The following is a 4,865-nucleotide window of genomic DNA, read 5'->3' as shown; positions in this document are numbered from 1 at the left end:
CGCGGGCACCCGCGCCGTCCCGCCCCACCCCGCCGGTGCCGTGCGTGGTGCGCCGTGCCGGGGCAGGCGGCCGTCAGGCGGCCGGGGTGCCCTGCGGCTGCCACTCGTGGGTCAGTAGCGACCAGACCTCGCCGTCGTGGTGGACGCCGCCGTGCAGGTAGCTCTCCCGCATGACGCCCTCCAGTGTGAAGCCCAGCCGCTGGGCGATCGCCCGGCTGCGGACGTTGGACGGCCGGTTGTGCCACTCGATCCGGTGCATCCCCCGGGCGGTGAAGGCGTGGTCGACGAGCACCCGCACGGCCGCGGTGACCAGGCCGTGGCCCTGCCCGGCGGGCTCGGTCCAGACCCCGATCTCGCAGGTGCCGGCCTTGGCGTCGAACTGCACGAACATCACGCCGCCGACCAGGGTGCCGTTCCGCCAGATCCCGAAGAGACGGGCGGTGTCGGCGGCCTGGCGGTCCGCGTAGCGCTGCAGCACGGCGCGGGCCGAGTCGAGGTCGGTGGCGAGGGAGGCCCAGTTGATCCAGGCGTCGACGTGGGCGCGGCCGCGCTCGATGTGTTCGAGGTACTCGGGCGCCTGCCAGGGCTCCAAGGGGCGGAGTTCGGCGTTCTCGGCGAGGGGGATGGCGAACATGGGCGGGCCTTTCGCGGCTGGGGTGGCGTCGTCCGATCATGCGTAACAAACGTTTGGTACGTAAGATAACCCCATGACGCCCGCCCGTGGAGATCACGAAGCCCGCCGGACCGAGGTCTCCGAGGCGGTGTGGCGGGTGCTGTCCACCCGCGGTTTCGAGGCGCTCACGCTGCGTGCCGTGGCCGCCGAGATGGGGGCCACCACCGGGTTGCTGACGCACTACTTCCCGAGCAAGAAGGCGCTCGTCGCGCACGCGCTGGAGGTGCTGGACCGGCGGTCGCAGGAGCGGCCGCGCCGCCTGGCGCCGGCCGACGGGGGGCCGCCGCCGCCCGAGGGGCTGGTCCGGCTGCGGGCGGCGCTGCTGGACGTCCTCCCGCTGGACGGGCCGGGGCGGGCCGGCAACCGGATCTGGGTGGGCTCCTGGGACGTCGCGCTGGCCGATCCGGACCTGGCCGGGGCGCACGCGGCGCGGTACGCGCGGGCACGCGGGGTGCTGACGGAGTGCGTCGAGGCCGCCCGGCGGCTCGGCGAGCTGCCGGCCGGTCCGCCGGCGGGCGAGGTCGCGGCGGGGGCCCAGGCGTTCGTGCTGGGGTTGGTGGTGCAGGCGCTGTTCGCGCCGGAGGCGTTCCCGGCGGAGCGGCAGACCGGGCTGCTGGACGCCTACCTGGCGGGGCTGGTGGGGCCGGCCGGGCCCGTGGGGCCGTCCGGTCCGCGGGCGGTCGGACCGGGCGCCGGGGCGGCTGCGGGGACGGCCGGGGCGAGGGCCGCGGGGGCGGCGCCGGAGGCGTAGGACGTGCGGGGCGGCGCCGGGTGTTTCCGGTGCCGGAATTCGCCGGCCGGGTCATTTCGGGGAGTGCATGCCACGGAAGGTCACGGGTTATGCGCGCTGGGTGCCGTGCGCGGCGGCCGGGCGGCCGGCGGGCGCCCGGAATTGACCGGTACGGGTAATGCGGGAACCGCGCGGGGCGGTCGCGCCGTGGTGCTGTGTGGCGCCCCCAGCAGGATTCGAACCTGCGACCTACCGCTTAGAAGGCGGGTGCTCTATCCGCTGAGCTATGGGGGCGTGACGGGCGGCGCCCGGGCGGGCGCGACCGTTGCCGGGATCGGGCGGTGGGCGCGGGCGCCCGCGGTCCGTCCCCGGCGCCTGAGGGGTTGGGTGTGGGGGTTGGCGGGTCCCCGCCCTGTCGGGGACAGGATAAGGGTGTCCCGTTCCTCGGCCGGGTGTTACGACACCGCCGTTGGTGTGTCGGCCTCGGTGGAGCGGTCCGATAATCGCAGGTGGAGGCCGTGAGTGCAGCGGTCTGGAGGTGTTCCGCGCCGGACGTTGTGCACTCGTTACGGGGCTGTCTGCCCACCCGTTATGGATTCGGCACGGAGAAAGAGTCGCGGCCGAGGCCCGCGTCGACGCGGGTGGGGGGTCGCATTCGGTTCGTTCGGTCGGATGACGTGCGCGGACGGTCCGCGGGGCCACCCCTGGGGGTGTCCGGGCGGGCCCCGGCGGCCCCGACTTTCTTGTCATGGACCCGCAGACCACAGGTGTGATCGTCGCACAAAGGCCGAAATTCACCCCTGTGGGCGACAGCGGTTTTCCACAGGCCCGAGTTGTCCACAGGATTTCCGATGTCCATGGCAAGGATTTCCCGAGAACCGCACTCTGAACCCGCACCGGTCGATTCCGTACGGTGCGACCGAGAGAGCGGAGCGTGGTTGTGAACGAGACCCAGGTGACGGTGATCGGGAATGTCGCCACCGAGGTGACGTACGCCCAGACCCCCAACGGGGTGCCGGTCGCGAACTTCCGGCTCGCGTCGACCGAACGGCGCTACGACCGCGCCCGGGACGGCTGGGTCGACGGCGAGACCCAGTGGCTGACGGTGACGGCCTGGCGGGCACTGGCGGGCCACCTGATCGATTCGCTGGCGAAGGGCGATCCGGTGGTGGTGAGCGGGAGGCTGCGGGTGCGGGAGTGGACGGAGGGGGAGGTGAAGCGGAGCAGGGTCGAGATCGACGCGCGGTCGGTCGGACACGATCTGAGTCGCGGTACGGCGAGGTTCAACTGGGCGCCGGGTGCGCGGGCCGGCTCGCCGGACGGTTTCGCGGGTGGCGACCGGGGTGGCCCCCCGGGGCGCGGGGCCGATGGGGCGGACGGGGCTCCCGGGGCGTCCGGGGCGCCGTTCGGCGAGGCGGTGCCCGGGTGGATCGTGGACGCCCTGCGGGAGCGGCGGCCGGTGGCGGGGGTCGGCGGGCCGGTGGCGGCCGGGGAAAGCACGGGTGATGCCTAGGGGCTGACGGGGTGTCGGGCGGGCGGTATCACTGTCGACAAATATGCGAATCGAGAGAGTCGTTGTGCCCGCCGGCGCAATCACGTTCCGGTTAGCGGAATGATCCCGGAATTCTGGCTGTCCGTCAGCTTGTGGAGACATTGAGGCGGTTGATAACGATCCAGATACGGAATCGTCCTGATTTCGCATGCGGGTTTCCGGGCCCCTGAGGCTCCATAAGATGCGTCTGGTTCACATCATGAAGCAGCGCCACAGGGGGCGCGGCAAGCAAGGCGGGCTGCCCATCGGCATGGCCCGGCCCGGAGGGATCCCAAGATGTTCAAGAGGCAGGGGCGGGCGCTTCCCCGCATCACCACTGTCATGCTCGCGACCAGTGTTGCGCTGGCCGGGGGCCTGTTCGCGGCCGGGGCGGCGACCGCGGCCGACGCCCCCGGCGGGGCCGTCACGGCAGTGATCCAGCCGAGCCTGCTGAGTGAGGAGATCGCCATCGAGGGCGGCGACTCCATCCAGGGCGGCCTCTTCACCCTCAAGACGCCCGACGGCGAGATCAAGACGTACTGCATCGACATCGACCACCCGGTCGACATCACCAGCGGGATCGAGTACCAGGAGTCCGACTGGAAGTCGAGCTCGCTCGGCCGTCCGGAGAAGGCCGAGGACGCCTCCAAGATCCGCTGGATCCTGGAGAACTCCTTCCCGCAGGTCACCGACCTCAAGAAGCTGGCCGCCGACGCCGGCGTCAAGGGCGAGCTGACCAAGGAGGACGCCGCGGCCGGCACCCAGGCCGCGATCTGGAAGTTCTCCGACGGCAAGACCGCCACCCCGGTCGACGCCGAGGCCAAGCAGCTGCGCGACTACCTCGTCAGCGAGAAGAACAAGGGCATCGCCGCCGAGCCCAAGCCCTCGCTGAGCCTCACCCCGGACTCGGTCTCCGGCAAGCCGGGCGGCAAGCTCGGCCCGTTCACGGTCAACTCCAGCGCCAACGAGGTGAAGTTCGCCGTCACCGGTGACTCCGCCGACAAGGTCAAGCTGGTCGACAAGGACGGCAAGCCGGTCACCAACCTGACCGGCCCGGTCGCCAAGGACACCCAGCTGTTCGTCGAGGTCCCCGAGGGCACCCCGGACGGCACCGCCGCGGTCGCCGCCTCCGCCGAGACCGTCGTGCCCAGTGGCCGCGTCTTCCTCAGCAAGGGCTACACCCCGTCCCGGCACAGCCAGACCATGATCCTCGCGGGCTCGACCAAGCTCGGCGTCAAGGACGCCGCCAAGGCGACCTGGAAGGCCGCCAAGGGCCCGCTGGTCGACAGCTCCGCCGTGGTCGAGTGCGTCGCCAACGGCGTCAAGGTCTCCGTCGCCAACGGCGGCGACGAGGCCGCCACCGTCTCGGTGAAGCCGGGCAAGGACCTCGTCGTCCAGCCGGGCAAGATCGAGACCGTGGTCGTCCAGGTCGCCGAGGACACCGCCTACGACATCACGGTGACCGGCCCGAACGGCTTCACCAAGAACTTCAAGGGCATCCTGGACTGCAAGACCGCCAGCGTGGTCACGCCGACCCCGTCGGCCAAGCCGACCACTGCCAAGCCGACCACCCCGGCGCCGACCACCCCGGCCCCGAGCGTCAGCAAGTCGGCCACCCCGACCGCCACCCCGTCGGCCTCCGCCACCACCACCGCCCCGCACCCGGCGCCGGTCAGCACCGCCCCCGGCACCACCGGCGGCCTGGCCCAGACCGGTGGCAGTGACGCCACCCCGGTGATCGCCGCCGTCGCCGGCGGTCTGGTCGTGGCCGGTGGCGCCGCGGTCTTCCTGCTCCGTCGCCGCCGCGGTGGCAACGCCGCCTGAGGCACCTGCCGGGCACCCGTCCGGCCGCTCCCGGGCACCTGACCGGCAGCCGTCCGGGCACCCGCCCCGGGGCCCCCGGCCCGGCTCCCCGCACCACGCGTGCGGGG

At 72.6% G+C, this 4,865-nt stretch carries 4 protein-coding genes and 1 tRNA gene; 3 read left to right on the top strand and 2 right to left on the bottom strand.

Translation table 11 applies throughout. The features are described 5' to 3' along the window. Nucleotides 1–73: 73 nt before the first annotated feature. On the bottom strand, nucleotides 74–634 hold the full coding sequence (locus tag ACFCX4_RS34740) for a GNAT family N-acetyltransferase (protein ID WP_376151217.1): 561 nt from the start codon (nucleotides 632–634) through the stop codon (nucleotides 74–76). A 127-nt stretch (nucleotides 635–761) separates the two neighbouring features. Here ACFCX4_RS34740 and ACFCX4_RS34735 point away from each other — a divergent pair, with 127 nt between their 5' ends. Continuing rightward, the gene (locus tag ACFCX4_RS34735; protein ID WP_376151219.1) at nucleotides 762–1,424 is read left to right on the top strand and encodes a TetR/AcrR family transcriptional regulator; all 663 of its coding nucleotides are present in this window, start codon (nucleotides 762–764) and stop codon (nucleotides 1,422–1,424) included. Nucleotides 1,425–1,621: 197 nt separating this feature from the next. Here the strand turns inward: ACFCX4_RS34735 and ACFCX4_RS34730 are convergent. Continuing rightward, a tRNA-Arg gene (locus ACFCX4_RS34730) sits at nucleotides 1,622–1,697 on the bottom strand. Between the two features lie 646 nt (nucleotides 1,698–2,343). On the opposite strand from ACFCX4_RS34730, the gene ACFCX4_RS34725 reads away from it, so the two are divergent. Further along, a complete protein-coding gene (locus tag ACFCX4_RS34725) occupies nucleotides 2,344–2,916 on the top strand; it encodes a single-stranded DNA-binding protein (RefSeq protein ID WP_376151215.1) in 573 nt (190 codons plus the stop codon). A gap of 315 nt (nucleotides 2,917–3,231) precedes the next feature. After that, the gene (locus ACFCX4_RS34720) at nucleotides 3,232–4,758 is read left to right on the top strand and encodes a Cys-Gln thioester bond-forming surface protein (RefSeq protein WP_376151213.1); all 1,527 of its coding nucleotides are present in this window, start codon (nucleotides 3,232–3,234) and stop codon (nucleotides 4,756–4,758) included. The last annotated feature ends 107 nt before the right edge of the window (nucleotides 4,759–4,865 follow it).

The sequence above is a fragment of the Kitasatospora sp. NPDC056327 genome (genome assembly GCF_042261735.1).
In the GTDB taxonomy this organism is placed as follows: domain Bacteria; phylum Actinomycetota; class Actinomycetes; order Streptomycetales; family Streptomycetaceae; genus Kitasatospora.
Note: the sequence above shows the minus strand (reverse complement) of the source record. Positions and strands in the feature narration are given on the sequence as shown.